The 387-nt window shown below is 66.7% G+C and carries 1 pseudogene; it reads right to left on the minus strand.

The window, feature by feature from the left end:
* Positions 1–150 (minus strand): annotated as a pseudogene (locus G4D83_RS47440) (SitA6 family polymorphic toxin lipoprotein); the annotation flags it as partial.
* Positions 151–387 lie beyond the last annotated feature (237 nt).

Consider the following 387-nt stretch of genomic DNA (forward strand, 5'->3'; position numbering starts at 1 on the left):
GCCGCAGGCGTCACCCAGGCACAGCATGGTGACGCACTGGTCGTCTTGAAGCTCATCGCACTCCACCGCCGCCAAGTGAGCATCCGGAGTCGTGGAGCAGCCCAACGACGCGGCCAGCAGCGAAAGCCACAAAGCGAGAATAGTTCGCATAGATGGTGAAACCTAACATCGCGGCAGCTACTTCGCGCTGAGGGCCGCTGCGCGAGGTGCCGCACGTCGGCGGCGGCCCGTGCGCGGCCTCGCCTTCAGCCCGTGCGTGTTGTCGGGCAGCATCTGCATTGAGACGTGCCCCTGCCGCCAACCGCGTGTCAGGGCACGTCCGTTGTCCCGGAGGACTCTGGGAACTGGACGTTGCCCAGGATGACCGGGCGCTTGCCGTCCGTGGCC

Source organism: Myxococcus eversor (assembly GCF_010894455.1).
GTDB lineage: Bacteria > Myxococcota > Myxococcia > Myxococcales > Myxococcaceae > Myxococcus > Myxococcus eversor.